This is a genomic window from Pseudoduganella aquatica (assembly GCF_009857595.1).
Lineage (GTDB): Bacteria > Pseudomonadota > Gammaproteobacteria > Burkholderiales > Burkholderiaceae_D > Rugamonas > Rugamonas aquatica_A.
In genome coordinates, this window is the sequence record NZ_WWCU01000021.1 from 19,421 (window position 1) to 36,841 (window position 17,421).

The window sequence follows — 17,421 nt, forward strand, 5'->3', positions numbered from 1 at the left end:
GGCCAGCCCGGGGCTGTTGACGCAAGCGGAGGATGGTTTTTTACCTGACGGGCAGCCAGTTCGGCTTCTGGCCGGTGTGCCACTCGCGCTCCACGGGGCCGCTGAATTCCGGTTCCAGCGTGCCCAGCGTGACGGCGATGCGGTCCGGCGCCTCGGTGCTGCGCCAGTAGAGGTTCGAGCCGCACACGCTGCAAAAGCCGCGCCGTCCGTGGCTGGACGAGGCGTATTCCGTCACCCGCTCCGCGCCGCGCTCAATGGTGAAGCCGGCGGCGGCCACGTTGGCATACGATCCCGCTGCCGCGCCGTGCTGTTTTCGGCACATGGTGCAGTAGCAATGGCTGGCGTGCCGGACCGGGCCTTCCGCGCGGTAAGCCACCGCGCCGCACAGGCAGCTCCCGGTCAGCATGGGCTGGGCTAGCCGCGCACCAGCTGCGCGGGCTGCGGGGTGGGCTGTGCAGTGTGGGGTGCGGCGTAGAAGCAGGCCTGCGAGGCGTGCGGCGCATGCTGGCCGGTCTCGGCCGCCACCAGCGGCATGTCCACCGGCAGCGGCTGGGTGGATTGCTGCGCCAGCGTGCGCAGGATGGCAAAGCCGGGGGCAGGCGTATGCGCCATCGGGCCGGTGCGGCCTTCGGCCACCGATTGCAGCAGCGGGTAGGGGCCGGCGCCGATCTGCGCCGCCTGCTGGTCGTCCGCCAGCAGCAGGGCGGCGGCGCCTTCCCCGGCTTGCGCACCGCAGGCCAGCAGCACCGCCAGGCAAGGTTCGGTACTGTACTTGAGCGCGGCGAGTACTTGCGTAGGATGCTGGTTGCGGCGGGCGTTGCGCAGAATGCGCTCCTGCGGCCATCCCGCGTCCAGCAACTGCTGCTGCAGCCAGCGCCCAGCGGCGTCGCGCCAGGGGCCTTTCCATTCGGCGGGCAGCAGGGCGATCAGTTGCAGGTGGGGCAGCCCCGGCTGCGCACCGTCGGCCAGGCCGCCGTGCTTGCCGGCGGTGGCCGCCAGTGTACGCATGGCCGACGTGGCCAGCGCCATGGTGCGCCAGTACTCGGCGCTGGCGTCCAGCTTGCCCTGTCCGCTGGCCTTCATCCAGGCCGAGATTTCGGCGCGCAACGCCTGCTCGTCCAGATCCGTGCCCTTGCTTCCCATGGCGGCGTCAACCAGGCGCAGCGGTATGGCCGGCGGCTGGGCTGCGGGGGGGACTGGCTTGCCGGCCGCTGCGCCTTTGCGGCGCGGCCAGTATTTCAGTACCGAAAGGAATATATCTTTCAGTGAGGCTTGCATGTTGTCATCCCTGTAAGCGTTTCACATAGTATAGCCGAGCTTGCAACTTAAATTGCTGACAACGCTGAGAAATGACGGCATGGCGTTCTACTACAGATTAATATTTCCATAATCCAAATAAGTAGTTCTACCGAGAAAGTGATCGACAGTTACTAGCAGCTACGATAAAGTGCCGGGCTCACGCTGGATTCCCCATGACAGGCCTCATCCCAGCCTGCTCTCGCCCGGTTACCTTTGGTTAGCCACCGCCCCTGGCGGCTGGCATGTTGCACTGTCGCAGAAAAACAAATAAACGTCATGCTGAACGCCTTTTCCGTCCGCCGCCTCGCTATCAGGCTGCTATGCTGCCTGCTGTGCGCCTGCGCATGGCAGGCGCAGGCGGGTGCGCGCGAGCTGGTGGTGGTCGTATCGGCCAAGAGCCCGGTCATGGCGCTGCAGGCGCGGCAGGTGGCCGACATTTTCCTGGCCGAAGCGGCGCGCTATCCCGGCGGCGGCGAGGCCGTGGCGCTGGACCAGAAACTGGGCTCGGCGGCGCGCAACGAGTTCTACAGCAAAGTGGCCGGGCGCGCGCCGGAGCAGATGAAGGCGCACTGGACCAAGATGATGTTCACCGGACGCGGCCAGCCGCCGCGCGAAGCGGCCGGCAGCGCCGCCGTGCGCCGCATGGTGGCGGCCGACCCCGCCTTGATCGGCTATATCGACCGCGCCGCGCTCAATGCCAGCGTGCGCGTTGTGCTGGTGGTGAAATGATGGCGGGCGGGAGCAACTGGGGCAATGCGGGCGCAGCCGGCGGCGCCAAGCGCAAGCGCTGGCTGCGGCTGCTGCTGGAGACCTATGTCTCGCTGCCGTTTTTCACCGTGCTGCTGCTGGGCGCGATCTGGGCCTTCACTTTCCATTTCATCGGCATTGAGCGCGAGGCGGCCGGCAAGGGCGCGGCCGACTCGGTGCGCGAGCTGGTGGACACCTACGAAGCCCAGGTGGCGCGCAACCTCGGCGGCATAGACCAGAGCCTGAAAGTGATTGCCTACGCGGTCGAGCGCAGGGGCGCGGCCGACGCGCTGGCGGAACTGAACCAGCACGGCCTGCTGCCGTCCGCCCTGGTGTACTCGATCAGCATCGCCGACGCGCAGGGCCGCGTGGTGGCGCGCAATCCGGCGGCGCGGCCGGTATCGGTGGCCGACCAGCCCTATTTCAAATTCCACCAGGAGACGCCGGGCCACAGCGCCATCGCCGGCGAGACCCTGCGCGACGCCGCCAGCGGCGACGCCCGCCTGCATTTCACCCGCCGCCTTGACGACGCGGCCGGCCAGTTCGCCGGCGTGGCCGTGATGGAAGTGGACCCGGCCTATTTCACCAGCGGCTACGAGCGCCGCCGCCAGGGCGAGCAGGGCATGCTGGCGCTGGTGGGCAACGACGGCGTGGTGCGCGCGCTGCGCGTGGGCGACAAGATCAGCTGGGGCCAGCAGCTGGACCTGCGCGCCGAAGTCGGCGCCAGCCTGGCCAATTCCTGGGACGGCGTGGGGCGCTACACAATGGCCCGCCCCATGCACGGCTTTGCGCTGACGGCGGTTGCCGGCCTGGCCGAGCACGAGCAGCTGGCCGTGTTCGAGCGCCGCCGCGTGGCCAGCCTGTGGGAGGCCGGCGTGGCCAGCGCCGTGGTGGTGATGCTGGCGGCGCTGCTGTGGATCTGGACCTGGCAGGGCGCCATGGCGCGCCGCCGCATCCGCCACGCGCAGGAAACCTACGCCGCCGCGTCCGAGGGCAGCATGGACGCCTTCTTCGTGCTGCGCGCGGTGCGCGACCGGCGCGGCATGGTGACGGACTTCGACATCGCGGAGGCCAACGGCCGCGCCGAAGCGCTGTCCGGCCTGACGCGCGCCCAGCTCAAGGGCATGACCTTGTGCGGCTGGCTGCCGCAGGTGCGCGTGAGCGGCAAATTCGAAACCCTGGCGCACATTGCGCAAGTGGGCGGCGTCTACCAGGAGGAGCAGCGCAACGGCATGCCGCAGCTGCACGCCAACTGGCTGCACTGGCAGGTGGTGGGCGTGGACGGCGGCGTGGTGGCCATCGTGCGCGACATCAGCGAGCGCAAGCTGGCCGAGGAGCGCATCGTCCACCTGGCGCACCACGACAGCCTGACAGGCCTGCCCAACCGAAGCCTGATCGCCGACCGTCTGCAGCAGGCGATACTGCACGGCGAGCGCAACGACCGCGAAGTGGCGGTGGCCTTTATCGACCTCGATAGCTTCAAGCTGGTGAACGACGGCCTGGGCCACACCGCCGGCGACCAGCTGCTCACCGAGGTGGCCTCGCGCATGGTGGGCTGCGTGCGCCGGCACGACACGGTGGGCCGTTTCGGCGGCGACGAATTCGTGCTGGTGCTGCCGGAGCAGCGCGACAGCGAAGGCGCGCTGATGCTGCTGCTGGAGAAGGTGCGCGAGGCGGTGATACGCCCTGTGGTGCTGGGCGGCCAGCCGGTGCAGGTGAGCTGCAGCATAGGCGTGGCCATGTATCCGCGCGACGGCTGCGACGCCGACACGCTGCTGATGAACGCCGACGCCGCCATGTACCGCGCCAAGGACACCGGCAAGAACAATGTGCAGTTCTACACCATGGAAATGAACGCCAGCCTGGAGGAAAAGCTGGAGTTGATGGACGGCCTGCGCACCGCGCTGGCCGAGGAGCAGTTCCGCATTTACTACCAGCCCAAGGTGAGCCTGGACACCGGCATGGTGTTCGGCGTGGAAGCGCTGCTGCGCTGGCAGCATCCGGTGCGCGGCATGATGGCGCCGGACCAGTTCATCCCGCTGGCCGAGGAAAGCGGCGCCATCGTCTCCATCGGCGAATGGGTGCTGCTGACGGCCTGCCGCCAGGCGCGCGCATGGCAGCTGGGGGGCCTGGCGCCGGTGACCATTTCGGTCAACGTGTCGGCGCGCCAGTTCGACGACGCGCGCCTGGTCATGCGGGTGCAGCGCGCGCTCGAGCTGAGCGGCCTAGCGCCGCAGTGGCTGGAACTGGAAGTGACCGAAAGCCTGATCATGCGCGACCTGCAGCAGGCCATCGCCAAGATGCGCGAGCTCAAGGCCATGGGCATTTCGCTGTCCATCGACGACTTCGGCACCGGCTACTCCAGCCTGGCCGCGCTCAAGTCCTTCCCCATCAGCAGCCTGAAAATCGACAAGTCCTTCATCCGCGACCTGGATGTGAGCAGCGACGACCAGGCCATCGCGCGCGCCATCATCTCGCTGTCGCACCAGTTGCAGCTGCGCGTGATCGCCGAGGGCGTGGAAACCGTGCAGCAGCGCAGCTTCCTGCAGGACAGCGGCTGCGACGACATGCAGGGCTATCTGTTCAGCCGCCCGGTGATGCCGGAGCAGATCCAGGGCATGCTGGAAGCGCAGGGAGAAGCGCTCTCCACTTAGTCCAGCATCCCGCTCCCGTTGCATGCGCTACAATTGCTAAATCGCATCTATTAAGATTTCAGCAGCCATGAGCCAACAATTCTCCGACGATATCTACACCGAACCGTCCGACGTGGACGTCAATACCCTGGCCAACCTGGGCCCGCTGACCGCGATGGCTGGCATTTTCGAGGGCGAGCGCGGGCTGGACATCAAACCCAAGAAAGACGGCCCGCGCAAGCAGGCCTACGTCGAGCGCATCGAACTGCAGCCCATCGACCCGGTGACCAACGGCCCGCAGCTGTTCTACGGCCTGCGCTACGTTATCCTGATCACCAAGCCGGACCAGGTGAAGACCTACCACGAGCAGGTGGGCTACTGGCTGTGGGAACCGGCCACCAACACCGTGATCCAGACCCTGGCCATCCCGCGCGGCCAGATCGCCATGGCCTCCGGCACCGCCGCGCCGGACGCGAAGTCCTTCGAGCTGGTGGCCTACCGCGAGTCCGACACCTACGGCATCCGCTCCAATCCCTTCCTCGAATTCGGCTTCAAGACGGTGGAGTACCGCATCAAGGTCACCATCAACGACGACGGCACCTGGGGCTACGAGGAAGACACCGTCATGCTGATACGCGGCAAAGAGGACGAGCCCTTCCACCACGTCGACCGTAACCTGCTGCGCAAGGTGGCCGACGCCACGCCCAACCCCCAAGCCCGCAAATAAGCGAGCCGCGTAGGGCGGGTTAGCGCATCGCGCGTAACCCGCCAGCGCCGTCGAAACGCCAGCCCGGTCTCAGCGCGCCAATGCAAAGCGCACCAGCGCAAAGGCCAGCGCAAACAAGTAGCCATAAGCGAAGCGGTCGATGCGCAGCAGCGCCTGGCCGCGCCGCGCGCGCCACGCGCCGGCCGCGCACATGCACAGTCCTGCGGCCACCGGCGTGAAGACCAGGTTAGCGATGCGCAAACCCTGGCCCGACACGAGGTGCGAAGAGATCACCAGCAGGCTCAGGCCGCCCACCATGGCGCCGATCAGGAAGTAGCCTATGGCCGCGATCCAGGGCCGGGGCGGTTTGCGCAGCGGCTCCGCAATCGCGTGGAAGCCCATTTCTATCAGTGCCTCTCCCAGGATCTGGATCAGGAACTCGCCGAGGAACTGGAACAGGATTTCTATCATGGGCAGCCCGGGTATGCAGGAATCGCGATTCTCGCACAAGCTTGTTAATATGCCTATTCCATCGCCAAGGGAGGGGCAGCATGAAAACCCAATACTACGCAGCGACCAGCCTGGACGGCTTTATCGCCACCGAGGACGACTCGCTGGACTGGCTGTTCCCGCTGGGCGAGGTCGGCCAGTCCAGCTATCCCGAATTCATTGCTGAAGTGGGTGCGCTGGCCATGGGGGCGACGACCTATGAATGGATGATGCGCAATGCGGACAAGGTCATCGCCGAGGTAGGCTCGGCCTGGCCCTACAGGCAACCGACGTGGATCTTCACCAGCCGCAAGCTGCCCGCCATCGAAGGCGCGGACCTGCGCTTTGCCAGCGGCGACGTGCGCAGCGTGTACGCCGACATGCAGGCGGCGGCGGGCGGGAAAAATATCTGGGTGGTTGGAGGAGGGGATCTTGCCGGCCAGTTCTACGACGCCGGCCTGCTGGACGAGCTGATACTGCAGGTGGGTTCGGTCACGCTGGGCAAAGGCAGGCCGCTGTTCCCCCGCCGGGTTCTGAGTCCGGTTCTGAGCCTCACATCCATGCGCCAGATGGGCACCAGCATGGCCGAGCTGCGCTACGACGTCCACAAGGCGGCGCTGAAATAGCGTACGGCGGCTGGCGCCGCCCAACCCGCCTTACTATTCCTGGTCCTGCTGCTTGCGGTAAACCAGCCAGCCGGCGACCGCCGTGAACGCGGCCACGATGGTGGCCACCACCCAGAATCCCGACGGGTCGTTCGCCATCGGCACGCCGCCCACGTTCATGCCCAGCAGGCCGGCGATGATGTTGATGGGCAGGGCCAGCACGGTGACGATGGTCAGCACATACAGGCTCTGGTTGTTGCTCTCGTTGACCTGCGCCGCGATTTCCTCCTGCAGCAGCTTGATCCTCTCCTGCAGCGAGGCCATATCGTTCAGCACCACCGCGAATTCCTCGGTGGCCGCGCGCAGCTCCTCGCTGTCCACATCGGCCACCCAGCCGGGCGGCTTTTGTAGCAGGCGGAACAGCGCCGCCGGTTCGGGCGCCAGCAGGCGGCGCAGGCGCACCAGCACGCGCCGCAGCGCGCCCAGGTCGGTGCGCTTGCGTTTTAATTTCCCCTGCAGCAGATTGTCCTCGATGCCGTCCACGCGGACGATGGCGTCGCGCACGATCTTGACCAGCGCGTCCGCCTGGTCGCGCAGCAGATGCGTCAGCAGCTCCACCGGCGAGCGTATCGGCTCGCCGCCGCGCACGGCCTGGCGCAGGCCCTCGATGGCCTTGAGCGGCTGGCGCCGCGCGCTGATGACCACCTGCCGGTCCACGCTCAGCCACAAGGTGGCGATGTCGGAGGGATCGAAGGAAAAGTCGTGCACCACGTCGTTGACGACGGCGATCAGCGCATTGTCGGCCAGTTCGATGCGGGTCGAGCGCTGGCCTTCGTGCAGGCTCTCATAGAACTCCTCGGCCAGCGTGACGTGCTCCTTCATCCATTTTTCCGTGGCGGTGTTGGCCAGGTTGAAGTGCAGCCAGATGAATTCCCCCTCATGGTGGCCAGGCTGCGCCAGCCATTCCTGCGCCGCGCCGGCTTCGATCGGCAAGGGCTGATGGTCGCGGCCGAACAGATAGCCGCAAACCAGGCCGGATTGGTCCGATCCGTAGGCAGGCGCGTTGATCAGCATGGGCATCTCCAAGGTTGAGTGCCGCAAGCATAGCAAACGGTTGTTACCTGTGGAAGTCCACCTGGAAACGCACCGGTCCGATCACCTCGACTTCGTGCAGCACGCGCGGCTCGACGATGCCCGGCTGCTCCGGCGTGAGCCGTATGGTTTCCCGTTCCGGTTCACTGATGTGGTACAGCAGCGCGCCCTCGAGGATGGTGATGCGGCCCCACACGCCGGCGGCGGTATTGTGGTTGCGCTGCAGGGCGCCGGGCACAGTGTGCTCGGTGAAAACGGCGGTGCTTTTGTAGTGAGCGACGTTGTCGGGCAAGGTCTTCATCATGGACTCCTGGTTGAGGTTTGAAGCCATTGTAGACCAAAATTCTTAAACATGCATTTTAAATGCTTGATTTATTGATGAGGCTGGACTACGATGGTTTGCATGGAAACCACCACCACCTTATTGCTGATCGCCGCCGCCGTGGCGGGTGTGCTGCTGCTGATATCGCTGATACGCATCTGGAACGCCTCGCAGCGGCTGCAGCGCATGATCGACTCGGCCTCGGACGCCATCATCACCATCGACGCGCGCGGCATCATCGAGACCGTCAACCCCAGTGCGGAGGAGATGTTCGGCTACCGCGCCCACGAAATGAAGGGCAGCAACGTCAAGCTGCTGATCCCCGGTCCGGACCACGGCCAGCATGACCACTACATCGGCCGCTACGTGCAGACCGGGGAATCCAAGGTGATGGGACACCGGCGCGACGTCTGCGCGCGCCGCAAGGACGGCTCGCGCTTCCACGTGCACCTGTCGCTGGGCGAGCAGGCCGAGCGCGGCGAGCGCAAATTCACCGCCATCATGCGCGACATCTCGGCCCTGAAAGCCACCGAGGCGGCGCTGCAGCAGGCCAAGGAGACCGCCGACGCGGCCAACCGCGCCAAGAGCGCCTTCCTGGCCACCATGAGCCATGAAATCCGCACGCCCATGAACGGCGTGCTGGGCATGCTGGAGCTGCTGGGACTCAGCCGCCTGGACGCCGAACAGCGCGCCACGCTGGAGCTGGTGGAGCACTCGGGCAAGGAGCTGTTGCGCATACTGGACGATATCCTGGACTTCTCGAAAATCGAAGCGGGCAAGCTGGAAGTGCAGGTCGAGCCGGTCGCCATCGGCGAGGACGTGGTGGAGAACATCTACCGCACCCACCTGGGCAATGCGGCCAGCAAGGACCTGCTTCTGGCGCGCCATGTGGACCCGCGCATCAGCCCCGCGCTGCTGGCCGACCCGCTGCGGCTGGGACAAATCCTGCACAACTTCACCAGCAACGCCATCAAGTTCACCGCCAGCGGCAGCGTGGAGCTGCGCGCCGAGCTGCTGCGCGTGGAAGGCGGGCGCGAGACGGTGCGCTTCACCGTCAGCGACACGGGCATCGGCATCGCGCCCGAGCAGCAGGCGCGCCTGTTCCAGCCCTTCGTGCAGGCCGAGGGCGACACCGCGCGCCGCTTTGGCGGCTCCGGCCTGGGCCTGACCATCTGCGCCGGACTGGCGCGCGGCATGGGCGGCGCCATCGAAATGGAGAGCACGCTGGGCAAGGGCACGCGCATGTCGCTCACGCTGGCGCTGGCCGTGGCCGACCCAAGGCAGCGGGACGTGGCGCCGGGCGCCGCCGCGCCCGCGTCGCCGGCCGCGCATGCGGCAAGCGCCGCCGCCGCATCGCAGGGTGCGCGCAGCGGCAGCCCGGTGCTGGTGGTGGACGACCATCCCACCAACCGCAAGGTGCTGCTGCGGCAGCTCGAAGCACTCGGTTTGCAGGCCGAGACCGCCAGCAACGGCGTGGAAGGGCTGCGCAAATGGCGCAGCGGCCGCTACGCGCTCACCATCACCGACTGCGAAATGCCGGAGATGGACGGCTACGCGCTGGCGCGCGCCATCCGCAGCATCGAACAGGAAGAAGGGCGCGCGCGCATGCCGCTGATCGCCTGCACCGCCAACGCCTACGCCAGCGAGATGAGCATCTGCTTCGCCGCCGGCATGGACGACTACCTGGCCAAGCCCACCGCCATCGCGGCGCTGGCGCGGATACTGGACAAATGGCTGCCGCGGCAAGCGCAAGACGAGCAGCTGCTCGACGCCGCCATGCTGGCCGAACTGGCCGGCGGCGACGCTGCCGCCAGCGCCGAGATCCTGGCCGAATTTGCCGCCGCCAACGACAGCGACCACGCCGCGCTGGAGCGCGCCTTTGCGCGCGGCGACCTGCAAGCCATTGGCCGCATTGCCCACGCCATCAAGGGCGCGGCGCGCACCATAGGCGCCGTGCCCTATGCGCAGGCCGCCGAACTGCTGGAGCGCGCCTGGCGCGACAACGACCCCGGCGCCGCCGAGCGTGCCCGCAGCGCGTTTGAAGACGCCTACGCGCAGCTGAGCGCCCGCCTGCCACAAGCCGTCAATTAGGAAGAGCCGCCATGCCAACCGAAACCCTCAACTTCCTGGTCGCCGAAGACCACAGCTTCCAGCGCAAATCGCTGGTGCGCATGCTCAAGCTGCTGGGCGCAGTGCAAGTGGCCGAAGCGGGCGACGGCGCGGCCGCGCTGGAAGTGCTGCAGCGCGCCGCCATCGATATCGCCATCGTCGACCTGAACATGCCAGGCATGGACGGCATGGAACTGATACGCCACCTGGCCGAGCTGCACAGTCCAGCGCACATCATCGTCTCCAGCGCGCTGGACCGGGCCTTGCTGGCCTCGGTGGAAACCATGGCGCGCGCCTACGGCGTGCACTTGCTGGGCGTGATAGAAAAGCCCGCCACGCCGGACAAGCTGCGGCAACTGATCGCGAGCTACGGCCCGGTGGCCGAAAGCCAGCGCGCGCGGCGTGCAGTGTTCAGCGAAGACGAGATCCGCGCGGCGCTGGAGCGGCGCGAATTCCTGCCGTACTTCCAGCCCAAGGCGAGGCTGGCGGACGGCGGTATCGACAGCGTGGAAGCGCTGGCGCGCTGGCGGCATCCGCAAGCCGGGGTGGTGGCGCCGGGCGCGTTTATCGACAAGCTGGAAGGGCTCGGCCTGATCGACGAACTTACCTGGCAGATGCTGGAGCAGTCCGCAGCGGCCTGGAAGGCGTGGGCGGCGCAGGGCATGGAGTTTAGAATCTCGGTGAACCTGTCGCTGTCCTCTCTGGAGCAGCCGGGCTACGCGGACCGCATCATCTTCTACCTCGCAGAACAAGGCATCGGCAGCCGGCATTTTGTTTTCGAGATTACTGAATCGACCGCCATGACGGACCTGCCGCACTGCCTGGAGAACCTCACGCGGCTGCGTATGAAAGGCTACGGGCTCTCGATAGACGACTTCGGCACCGGCTACTCCAGCCTGCAGCAACTGGCGCAGATCCCGTTCTCCGAGCTCAAGATAGACCGCTCCTTCGTCACCGGCGCCTGCGCCAGCGAAACCACGCGCACCATGCTGGCCAGCAGCCTCGACCTCGCAGGGCGTCTCGGCCTCAGCTCCGTGGCCGAAGGCGTCGAGACGCGGCAAGACTGGGCGTTGCTCAAGCGCATGGGCTGCGGCTACGCCCAAGGCTACTTCATGGCGCGCCCCCAAAGCGCAGCCGACCTCCCGGGCGCCATCGCGCGCTGGACCGAAACCCACCGCGCCCTCAGCGCCGCCGCTGCTTAGCGCCACCACCGGGGTCCGCCACCACCGGGGTCAGTTCTGTCATCACGCCATAATCCCGCTGGGGTCAGTTCTCGCATCACGTCATGCCGGAAAGCATGACGCGAAGCGAGAACTGACCCCAATTTTAAGAACTGACCCCAATTTTATATGGCGTGATGACAGAACTGACCCCGGCGGGGCGAAGGCTTATTGGGCGACGACTTTGCCGAAGTAGCCGTATTGCAGGCTGGCGGCGATGCGGCGGGCGACGGTGAGGAATTCGCCGGCCAGCGCCGGGGCGAACAGGCGGGCGGCGGTCATTTCAAACAGGGTGAGCCAGCGGCGGAAGTGCTGCGGTTCGATGCCGCTCAGCTGCATATGCGTGCCGAAGACGTTGCCCTGGAACTGCTTGGTGCCCATCATGACCGTGCTCCAGAAGTCGACCATGCGCGCCAGGTGCGGCTCCCAGTCGCCGCCGATGGCGGCGTCGAATACGGGCTGGAGCTCGGGATCGGCGCGCACGCCGTCATAGAATTCGTGGACCAGGGCGGTGATGGTGGCGGTGTTCAGTTCTTCGTACTGCATGGCTTAGTCTCGGACGGGGGCGGGTGGGGTGGGCGCGTTCAGCGCGGGGAATCGGTAGATGCACCAGCCTACGGCGGCGGCCACGGCGACGATGATGAGGAAGGCGCCGGTGAGCGCCTGGTCGTCTTTCAAATAGGCGTTGCAGAGCTGTTCGGGCACGTCCTGGTAGAGCATGCCACCAATGGCGGTCATGGCGCAGTAGTTGCCGAGGAAGAACAGCTGGATGACGATGTTGGCGCGCGCAATCGATCCGGGCAGCACGGCGCCCAGCAGCGCCCAGGAGGCGAACTTGGCCGCTTCGTAGGCTGGCATGGTGAGGCTGAATTCCAGCGCGCGCGGGATCATCCAGTAGCTGCTGATGAGGAGCAGCGCGGTGAGGCCGGTGAGGCCGTGCCGGTCGTAGCTGGCCAGCACTGCGCTGTTGCGCGCGGCGCGCCCGAACAGCAGCAGGCCGCCGAGGAAGATCATGGGCAGCTGCGCGACCATGTGGCCGAGCATGGTCTTTTCCAGCGCGCCGCGGAACAGGAAGGCGCCCGCCAGCAGCAGGGCGCCGCAGATTTGGCCGAACAGGCGCAGGCGCGAGCGGTCGCGTTGTTCGAGGACGTTGCCGGCGGCGTTGCTGGGGCTCATGGCGCGCCTCCTGCCATGGCGAGGGCGGTGTCGAGCGCACCCTTGCCGTCGGTGAAGTCGATAATGCGCGCCAGGCGGCCTTGCTGGTCGATCAGGTGGAAGGCGGCGTTGTGCTCGAATTCCCCCAGCGGCGCGGGCAGCACGACGATGCCGAAGGCGTCCAGCACCTGCTGGCGCTGCGCGGCGTCGGGCATGGCGAGGAATTGCCAGGTGCCGGGCTGCGCTTTCTGCTTGCCGGCGTAGCTGGCCAGCAGTTGCGGCGTGTCGCGCGGGTCGAAGCTGATGCTGATCAGGCGCACTTTGTCATGCAGGCCGCGCTGGCGCAGGCTGTCCTGCATCTGCTGCAATTCGGAGCCGAGCACGGAGCACATGGCGTTGCATTGCGTGTAGATGAAGGTGACGATGGCGACGCGCGCGTCGCTGCGCAGCGCTTGCTGCAGCGTGGCGGGCTGCGGCTGGCCGGTGGCGGCCACGACCTGGGCCACGGGCAGCGCGCGCGGATGGTCCGCTATGTCCAGGCGCCGCCCGGCTTCCGTGGAGATGACGCGGAAGCCGGAGGTGCCGGTGTACAGGGCGGCCGTGCCGGCTGCGGTCAGCAGCAGCAGGGCGGCGGCGGTGCGGTATTTACTTAAGTTTTTCCAGCTCGTCATCACCATTCCATGGGTCTTTGCGCTCTTTGCCTTCTTCGCGCGCGGCTTTCACCGTGTCGGGACTGACCTTGGGCGCGCTGTTGCCGAACTGGCTGCGGATGTGGCTCAGCACTGCGGCCACTTCGGCGTCGCTCAGCTTGTCCTTGAAGGCGGGCATCTGGCCATTATATGCGCTGCCTTTCACGGTCAGCTTGCCGGTGATGCCGTGCAGGACGATGTTGGCGGCCAGCGTATCCTTGCCGGTTACCCATTCGGAGGCGGCCAGCGGCGGGAACACGCCGGGCAGGCCGGCGCCGGTGGCCTGGTGGCAGGCGACGCATTGGGCGCCGTAGATCTGGGCGCCGTCCACGGCGCCGCCGCCACCGGCGTCGGCGGTCTTGCCCATCAGCGTGGACATGGTGCGGCGGTCGCCCAGGGCGGGGTCGTCGTCGCGCTGGGTGGTGAAGATGTAGCCTATCGCCCAGGCGAACACTGCGGTGACGACCAGCAGCACCAGCTTGGGCACCGGGCGGCCTTGTTCGTGCGGGTCGGCATTTTCGCGCTCTTGCGCGTCGTGCTGCGGGAGTTCGGTTTTCATTTGGCCGCTCCTTTCGCTGCGGCCGCCGGCGTCGGGGCTGCGATCACGGGGTAGGTGTGGTCCAGCCCTTGCAGGTAGCTGACCAGGTCGAGCATTTCCTGCTTGGCGACGACAATCTTGCCGGCCGGGTTGTAGCCGGGCGGAAGGTTGACCACGCGGTCGCCCGGTTCGGCGGCGTCCTTGATGTCGAACAGATAGGGGTAGGACGGCATGATGGAGCCGGGCGTGTAGGCGCGCGGCTGGTACAGGTGGCCCAGGTGCCAGTCGGCGCTGGGCTGGCGCGCGCCGATGTTGAACAGGTCCGGCCCGGTGCGCATGGTGCCCAGCAGGTGGGGCTTGTCGTAGAAGTAGTCGCCGGCCACCGAGGCGCGGCCCCAGCCGCGCTTGTCGTCAGGCGCCTGCGCCTTGTCGCGTGGCTGCTGCGAGTGGCAGTACACGCAGCCGTTGCGGATGTAGGATTCGCGTCCGCGCAGCTGGGCGCTGGTGTAGGGCTTGAGCCCGGCGGGCGCTTCGAGTTTGCTCAGCTGGATGTGGGGCACCACCACCAGCGCGGAAGTGGCCAGGGCCAGCGTCACCATGGCGCCGCCCAGCAGTTTCAGTTCGTCTTGCATGCTTATGCTCCCGCCAGGTTGGTGGCCTGCGCGCCGGCGCTGCGGGTGTGCAGCAGGGCGGCGCCGATGCGGCGCGGGCCGTTGCGCAGGGCCATGGCGGCGAAGTGGCCGGCGAACACGATATGCCCCAGCGTCATGATCGCGCCGCCCACCGAGCGGCTTTGCAGGTAGGGGATGGTGACGGCCACCGAGTCCATGAAGGACTTGGAGGCGTCCAGCATGGCCAGGCCTTGCAGCCAGCCGCCGGTCGTCAGGCCGATGAAGTAGATGGAGAAGCCCAGCACCACCAGCCAGAAGTGCACCGCGATCAGGCTGGGGTAAGGCCATTCCCAGGCCATGATGCGCGGCATGACGAAGTAGATGGCGCCGAACATGACCATGGTGAAGAAGCCGTACAGGCCGAGGTGGGCGTGGGCCACCGTGAAGTGGGTGAAGTGGGCCACGGTGTTGACGGCGCGCAGCGCTTCCACCGAGCCCTGGATGGAACTCAGCGTGTACATCATGCCGCCCAGCACGATGAAGCGCAGCGTGGGCGAGTAGATCAGCTTGGAGAAGTAGCCGCGCATGGTCAGGTGCTGATTGATCGAGAAGGAGATCACGGGCACCACCATCATCACGCTTTGCACGATGGAGAGGGTGATCAGCCAGCCGGGCACGGGGCCGCCTATCAAGTGGTGGCCGCCGACCTGGCCGTAGAAGAAGGCCAGGGTCCAGAAGCCTAGCAGCGACAGGTTGTACGACTGCACCGGGCGGCCGATGATCTTGGGCAGGAAGTAGTAGACCGAGGCCAGCGCCATGGGCGTGTAGAACAGGCCCAGCACATTGTGGCCGAACCACCAGTTCATGGCTGCCTGCTGCACGCCGAAGTGGACGGCGGGCAAGTTGCCGATCAGGAACAGGATGGGGAACCAGAACAGGGCCGCGCCCATGTACCAGACCGACACATACAGGTGGTGCACCTTGCGGTTTTGCAGCGTGTACACCAGCGGGAAGCCCACCAGCGCGCCGCCGGCCACCAGCAGTATGTCCACCTGCCAGGGGATTTCCAGCCATTCCATGCCGTCGTTCAGGCCGGCGGCGATGCAGCCCAGGCCCGCGATCAGGCCGGCGTTCCACAGCATGCAGCCGAGGATGGCGTAGCGCGCGCCCACCAGCGGCGTCTTGAGCAGGCGCGGCAGCAGCCAGATGGCGACGCCGAACGCGGCCATGGGCGCCCAGCCGTAGGCCACGGCGTTCAGGTGGATGGTGCGGATGCGGCCGAAGGTGAGCCAGGCCTGCTGCACCAGCCAGTCCGGTTCGTGCAGCTTGATGGAGCTGGTGAGTCCGGCCAGCGAGGCGACGATGAGCCACACCATGGCGCAGGCCAGGAAGACGAAGCAGACAAAGGCGCTGGAACGGTCGGCTTCGATGCGGTCGGCCAGTTCCTGGTTCTGCGCGGCTTGCTGTTCGGGGTTGAGCACAGCCTTGGTTTCGCCGGGCACCGGCTTGGCCAGCCCGGCTCGCTGGGTGGCGCTGGCGGCGGGTTCTTCGCCGTGGCCCAGCTCGCCGGTGGAGAAGATCACGTGGGCGGCGGCCGATTCCTTGTCGAACATGCGCTTGCGCAGCGACCAGATGAACACCAGCAAGCCGGTGACGGACAAAATAAACGAGGAGAGCAATATGGTCACGGTGTCCATGATGGGCGTCAACCTTTCCTGATTTAAACTACAACAAGTGTCACAGAAAAAGGGATCCGTGTCTTTATTGAAAATGGGAGAACAATGAGCTGAACGAGCAATAAGCTATATAATGAATGCTACATTAGGGCTGGACTTAAAGCAATACTTTGTATGCATGTTTAAATTCTGGATGGCCACGCCATGAGACTGACTTCGTTTACTGATTACACGCTGCGCTCGCTGATGTATCTGGGTATGAACCGCGACAAGCTGGTCACGATCCAGGACATTGCGGACCTGCACAAGATTTCCAAGAACCACCTGACCAAGGTGATCCACCAGCTGGGCGTGATCGGCCTGGCCGAGACGGTGCGCGGGCGCAACGGCGGCCTGCGGCTCAAGCGCGAGCCGGCCGACATCAATATCGGCGCCGTGGTGCGCGGCAGCGAGAGCGATTTTTACATGGCCGAGTGCTTCGACGGCGAACACAATACCTGCGTGTTCAACGGCGCCTGCTTCCTGAAGACCAAGCTGGAGGAGGCGACGGACGCCTATCTGAAGGTGCTGGACGGGGTGACGCTGGCCGACTTGCTGCCCAAGCGGGGCGCGCCGGCGGAAGCGCAGCCGCATCCGGTGCAGCTGCATCTGGCGGCCAAGGCGGAAGCCTAGACCAGCATGGTCGCGTTCATGGCCTCGGCGTCCTTGCCGGCCTGGGCCAGCAGTTCTTCCATCATTTCTTCGTCGATAAACAGGTCGATCACCGATTCGGAGTGGGGCGGCAGCTCGCGCGGCGCGGCCTGCAGCGGGGACGCCACCGGCGACAGGTGATTGGCCAGCAGCAGGGTGTCGAGCAGGGTTTCCGGCGGAATCTGCAGGAAGCTGTCGCGCATGCCCTGGATGGCGGTGCTGACCGGCTCGGGGATGTTCAGTTTCTTGAGCACTTCGCGGGTGATGATTTCCTCGCTGGCGGGCTGCCAGTTTTCCGGGTCGTCTTCCAGCAGGCCGGGGAATTCATCGGCGCGCGAGAGCAGGTAGAAATTGCCCACTTCGTGCACGATGGCGGCAAACAGCGCCGTGTCCGGATTGGTGTAGGTGACGTCGCGCGCGATGATGCGGGCCAGGCAGGCCACGTGCACCGTGTGCTGCCACAGCTGCTCGGCCTTGGCGCGCAGCTCCGGGTCGGCGATCTTGCTGCCGAACTGGCGCACCACCATGGCGGCGGCCAGCGCGAACAGGTTGTGGTAGCCGATGCGCATGATGGCGGCACGCACATTGGTCACTTCCGGGCCATTGGTGCGGTTGAACATGGCCGAGTTGGCCAGCGCGACGGTGCGCGCCGCCAGTTGGGGCTCGGCCAGCACCAGGCGGATCGCTTCGTCGATGGGACACTCGGGGTCGTCTAGCGCGAGCTGAACGCGCAGCGCCGCGTTGACGCTGGTGGGGAAGACCAGATCGCCGCGTATCGCCAGGGCGGCGATGTGGCCGTAAGCTTCTAGTTTATTCATGTAAAAAATTATACGCAGGGCG

At 66.3% G+C, this 17,421-nt stretch carries 19 protein-coding genes; 7 read left to right on the top strand and 12 right to left on the bottom strand.

What is annotated here, in order from left to right:
* Window positions 1-40 precede the first annotated feature (40 nt).
* Together GTP77_RS17960 and GTP77_RS17965 are read right to left on the bottom strand one after the other, a co-directional pair.
* A complete protein-coding gene (locus GTP77_RS17960) occupies window positions 41-406 on the bottom strand; it encodes a GFA family protein (RefSeq protein ID WP_161073524.1) in 366 nt (121 codons plus the stop codon).
* An 8-nt stretch (window positions 407-414) separates the two neighbouring features.
* Window positions 415-1,278, bottom strand: coding sequence for a hypothetical protein (locus GTP77_RS17965; protein ID WP_161073525.1), 864 nt, complete (start codon window positions 1,276-1,278; stop codon window positions 415-417).
* Between the two features lie 297 nt (window positions 1,279-1,575).
* Here GTP77_RS17965 and GTP77_RS17970 point away from each other — a divergent pair, with 297 nt between their 5' ends.
* The 3 genes from GTP77_RS17970 (at window position 1,576) to GTP77_RS17980 (ending at window position 5,406) form a co-directional block, all read left to right on the top strand.
* The gene (locus GTP77_RS17970) at window positions 1,576-2,028 is read left to right on the top strand and encodes a type 2 periplasmic-binding domain-containing protein (RefSeq protein WP_228896178.1); all 453 of its coding nucleotides are present in this window, start codon (window positions 1,576-1,578) and stop codon (window positions 2,026-2,028) included.
* The gene (locus tag GTP77_RS17975) at window positions 2,025-4,700 is read left to right on the top strand and encodes a bifunctional diguanylate cyclase/phosphodiesterase (RefSeq protein WP_229202252.1); all 2,676 of its coding nucleotides are present in this window, start codon (window positions 2,025-2,027) and stop codon (window positions 4,698-4,700) included. The genes GTP77_RS17970 and GTP77_RS17975 overlap by 4 nt, the downstream gene beginning before the upstream one ends.
* A 67-nt stretch (window positions 4,701-4,767) precedes the next feature.
* Window positions 4,768-5,406, top strand: coding sequence for an FABP family protein (locus tag GTP77_RS17980; protein WP_161073526.1), 639 nt, complete (start codon window positions 4,768-4,770; stop codon window positions 5,404-5,406).
* A 69-nt stretch (window positions 5,407-5,475) separates the two neighbouring features.
* Here GTP77_RS17980 and GTP77_RS17985 read toward each other — a convergent pair whose 3' ends face one another.
* Complete coding sequence (locus GTP77_RS17985) at window positions 5,476-5,856, bottom strand: hypothetical protein (RefSeq protein WP_161073527.1); 381 nt, start codon at window positions 5,854-5,856, stop codon at window positions 5,476-5,478.
* 80 nt (window positions 5,857-5,936) lie between these two features.
* Here GTP77_RS17985 and GTP77_RS17990 point away from each other — a divergent pair, with 80 nt between their 5' ends.
* Complete coding sequence (locus tag GTP77_RS17990; RefSeq protein WP_161073528.1) at window positions 5,937-6,500, top strand: dihydrofolate reductase family protein; 564 nt, start codon at window positions 5,937-5,939, stop codon at window positions 6,498-6,500.
* 33 nt (window positions 6,501-6,533) lie between these two features.
* Here the strand turns inward: GTP77_RS17990 and GTP77_RS17995 are convergent, their stop codons facing one another.
* Both GTP77_RS17995 and GTP77_RS18000 read right to left on the bottom strand, forming a co-directional pair.
* Window positions 6,534-7,559: a transporter gene (locus tag GTP77_RS17995; RefSeq protein WP_187358761.1), complete on the bottom strand. Its 1,026-nt coding sequence runs from the start codon at window positions 7,557-7,559 to the stop codon at window positions 6,534-6,536.
* A 37-nt stretch (window positions 7,560-7,596) separates the two neighbouring features.
* A complete protein-coding gene (locus GTP77_RS18000) occupies window positions 7,597-7,875 on the bottom strand; it encodes a TehB family protein (protein ID WP_228896183.1) in 279 nt (92 codons plus the stop codon).
* A 99-nt stretch (window positions 7,876-7,974) separates the two neighbouring features.
* On the opposite strand from GTP77_RS18000, the gene GTP77_RS18005 reads away from it, so the two are divergent.
* Both GTP77_RS18005 and GTP77_RS18010 read left to right on the top strand, forming a co-directional pair.
* Complete coding sequence (locus GTP77_RS18005) at window positions 7,975-9,984, top strand: PAS domain-containing hybrid sensor histidine kinase/response regulator (RefSeq protein ID WP_161073529.1); 2,010 nt, start codon at window positions 7,975-7,977, stop codon at window positions 9,982-9,984.
* A gap of 11 nt (window positions 9,985-9,995) precedes the next feature.
* Window positions 9,996-11,204 carry an EAL domain-containing response regulator gene (locus tag GTP77_RS18010; RefSeq protein WP_161073530.1) on the top strand — a complete coding sequence of 403 codons (1,209 nt, stop codon included), beginning with the start codon at window positions 9,996-9,998 and terminating at the stop codon, window positions 11,202-11,204.
* Window positions 11,205-11,390: 186 nt separating this feature from the next.
* On the opposite strand, the gene GTP77_RS18015 is transcribed toward GTP77_RS18010, so the two are convergent.
* Genes GTP77_RS18015 through GTP77_RS18040 form a run of 6 tightly spaced genes read right to left on the bottom strand, consistent with a single transcriptional unit; the run spans window position 11,391 to window position 15,912 of the window.
* Window positions 11,391-11,768 carry a group III truncated hemoglobin gene (locus GTP77_RS18015; protein WP_161073531.1) on the bottom strand — a complete coding sequence of 126 codons (378 nt, stop codon included), beginning with the start codon at window positions 11,766-11,768 and terminating at the stop codon, window positions 11,391-11,393.
* A 3-nt stretch (window positions 11,769-11,771) separates the two neighbouring features.
* A complete protein-coding gene (locus tag GTP77_RS18020; protein WP_161073532.1) occupies window positions 11,772-12,398 on the bottom strand; it encodes a hypothetical protein in 627 nt (208 codons plus the stop codon).
* Window positions 12,395-13,048 carry an SCO family protein gene (locus GTP77_RS18025; protein ID WP_161073533.1) on the bottom strand — a complete coding sequence of 218 codons (654 nt, stop codon included), beginning with the start codon at window positions 13,046-13,048 and terminating at the stop codon, window positions 12,395-12,397. Before GTP77_RS18025 ends, GTP77_RS18020 begins: the two co-directional genes overlap by 4 nt.
* On the bottom strand, window positions 13,023-13,625 hold the full coding sequence (locus GTP77_RS18030; RefSeq protein WP_161073534.1) for a c-type cytochrome: 603 nt from the start codon (window positions 13,623-13,625) through the stop codon (window positions 13,023-13,025). The genes GTP77_RS18025 and GTP77_RS18030 overlap by 26 nt, the downstream gene beginning before the upstream one ends.
* Entirely contained in the window at window positions 13,622-14,236 is a 615-nt protein-coding gene (locus GTP77_RS18035) for a cbb3-type cytochrome c oxidase subunit II (RefSeq protein WP_161073535.1), read from the bottom strand. Before GTP77_RS18035 ends, GTP77_RS18030 begins: the two co-directional genes overlap by 4 nt.
* Before the next feature lie 2 nt (window positions 14,237-14,238).
* Window positions 14,239-15,912 carry a cbb3-type cytochrome c oxidase subunit I gene (locus GTP77_RS18040; RefSeq protein ID WP_161073536.1) on the bottom strand — a complete coding sequence of 558 codons (1,674 nt, stop codon included), beginning with the start codon at window positions 15,910-15,912 and terminating at the stop codon, window positions 14,239-14,241.
* Between the two features lie 183 nt (window positions 15,913-16,095).
* Between GTP77_RS18040 and GTP77_RS18045 the strand changes: the two genes are divergently transcribed.
* Window positions 16,096-16,563: an RrF2 family transcriptional regulator gene (locus tag GTP77_RS18045; RefSeq protein ID WP_161073537.1), complete on the top strand. Its 468-nt coding sequence runs from the start codon at window positions 16,096-16,098 to the stop codon at window positions 16,561-16,563.
* On the opposite strand, the gene GTP77_RS18050 is transcribed toward GTP77_RS18045, so the two are convergent.
* Window positions 16,560-17,399: an HDOD domain-containing protein gene (locus GTP77_RS18050; RefSeq protein WP_161073538.1), complete on the bottom strand. Its 840-nt coding sequence runs from the start codon at window positions 17,397-17,399 to the stop codon at window positions 16,560-16,562. The genes GTP77_RS18045 and GTP77_RS18050 overlap by 4 nt on opposite strands.
* Window positions 17,400-17,421 lie beyond the last annotated feature (22 nt).

Bases quoted from the DNA above. Each gene is read 5' to 3' on its own strand.
- GTP77_RS18025 (WP_161073533.1), bottom strand. From the start codon at position 13,048: ATGACGAGCTGGAAAAACTTAAGTAAATACCGCACCGCCGCCGCCCTG.
- GTP77_RS18005 (WP_161073529.1), top strand. From the start codon at position 7,975: ATGGAAACCACCACCACCTTATTGCTGATCGCCGCCGCCGTGGCGGGT.
- GTP77_RS18045 (WP_161073537.1), top strand. From the start codon at position 16,096: ATGAGACTGACTTCGTTTACTGATTACACGCTGCGCTCGCTGATGTAT.
- GTP77_RS18015 (WP_161073531.1), bottom strand. From the start codon at position 11,768: ATGCAGTACGAAGAACTGAACACCGCCACCATCACCGCCCTGGTCCAC.
- GTP77_RS18050 (WP_161073538.1), bottom strand. From the start codon at position 17,399: ATGAATAAACTAGAAGCTTACGGCCACATCGCCGCCCTGGCGATACGC.
- GTP77_RS17975 (WP_229202252.1), top strand. From the start codon at position 2,025: ATGATGGCGGGCGGGAGCAACTGGGGCAATGCGGGCGCAGCCGGCGGC.
- GTP77_RS17990 (WP_161073528.1), top strand. From the start codon at position 5,937: ATGAAAACCCAATACTACGCAGCGACCAGCCTGGACGGCTTTATCGCC.
- GTP77_RS17985 (WP_161073527.1), bottom strand. From the start codon at position 5,856: ATGATAGAAATCCTGTTCCAGTTCCTCGGCGAGTTCCTGATCCAGATC.
- GTP77_RS18035 (WP_161073535.1), bottom strand. From the start codon at position 14,236: ATGCAAGACGAACTGAAACTGCTGGGCGGCGCCATGGTGACGCTGGCC.
- GTP77_RS18040 (WP_161073536.1), bottom strand. From the start codon at position 15,912: ATGGACACCGTGACCATATTGCTCTCCTCGTTTATTTTGTCCGTCACC.
- GTP77_RS17970 (WP_228896178.1), top strand. From the start codon at position 1,576: ATGCTGAACGCCTTTTCCGTCCGCCGCCTCGCTATCAGGCTGCTATGC.
- GTP77_RS18010 (WP_161073530.1), top strand. From the start codon at position 9,996: ATGCCAACCGAAACCCTCAACTTCCTGGTCGCCGAAGACCACAGCTTC.
- GTP77_RS18030 (WP_161073534.1), bottom strand. From the start codon at position 13,625: ATGAAAACCGAACTCCCGCAGCACGACGCGCAAGAGCGCGAAAATGCC.
- GTP77_RS18020 (WP_161073532.1), bottom strand. From the start codon at position 12,398: ATGAGCCCCAGCAACGCCGCCGGCAACGTCCTCGAACAACGCGACCGC.
- GTP77_RS17980 (WP_161073526.1), top strand. From the start codon at position 4,768: ATGAGCCAACAATTCTCCGACGATATCTACACCGAACCGTCCGACGTG.
- GTP77_RS18000 (WP_228896183.1), bottom strand. From the start codon at position 7,875: ATGATGAAGACCTTGCCCGACAACGTCGCTCACTACAAAAGCACCGCC.
- GTP77_RS17965 (WP_161073525.1), bottom strand. From the start codon at position 1,278: ATGCAAGCCTCACTGAAAGATATATTCCTTTCGGTACTGAAATACTGG.
- GTP77_RS17960 (WP_161073524.1), bottom strand. From the start codon at position 406: ATGCTGACCGGGAGCTGCCTGTGCGGCGCGGTGGCTTACCGCGCGGAA.
- GTP77_RS17995 (WP_187358761.1), bottom strand. From the start codon at position 7,559: ATGCCCATGCTGATCAACGCGCCTGCCTACGGATCGGACCAATCCGGC.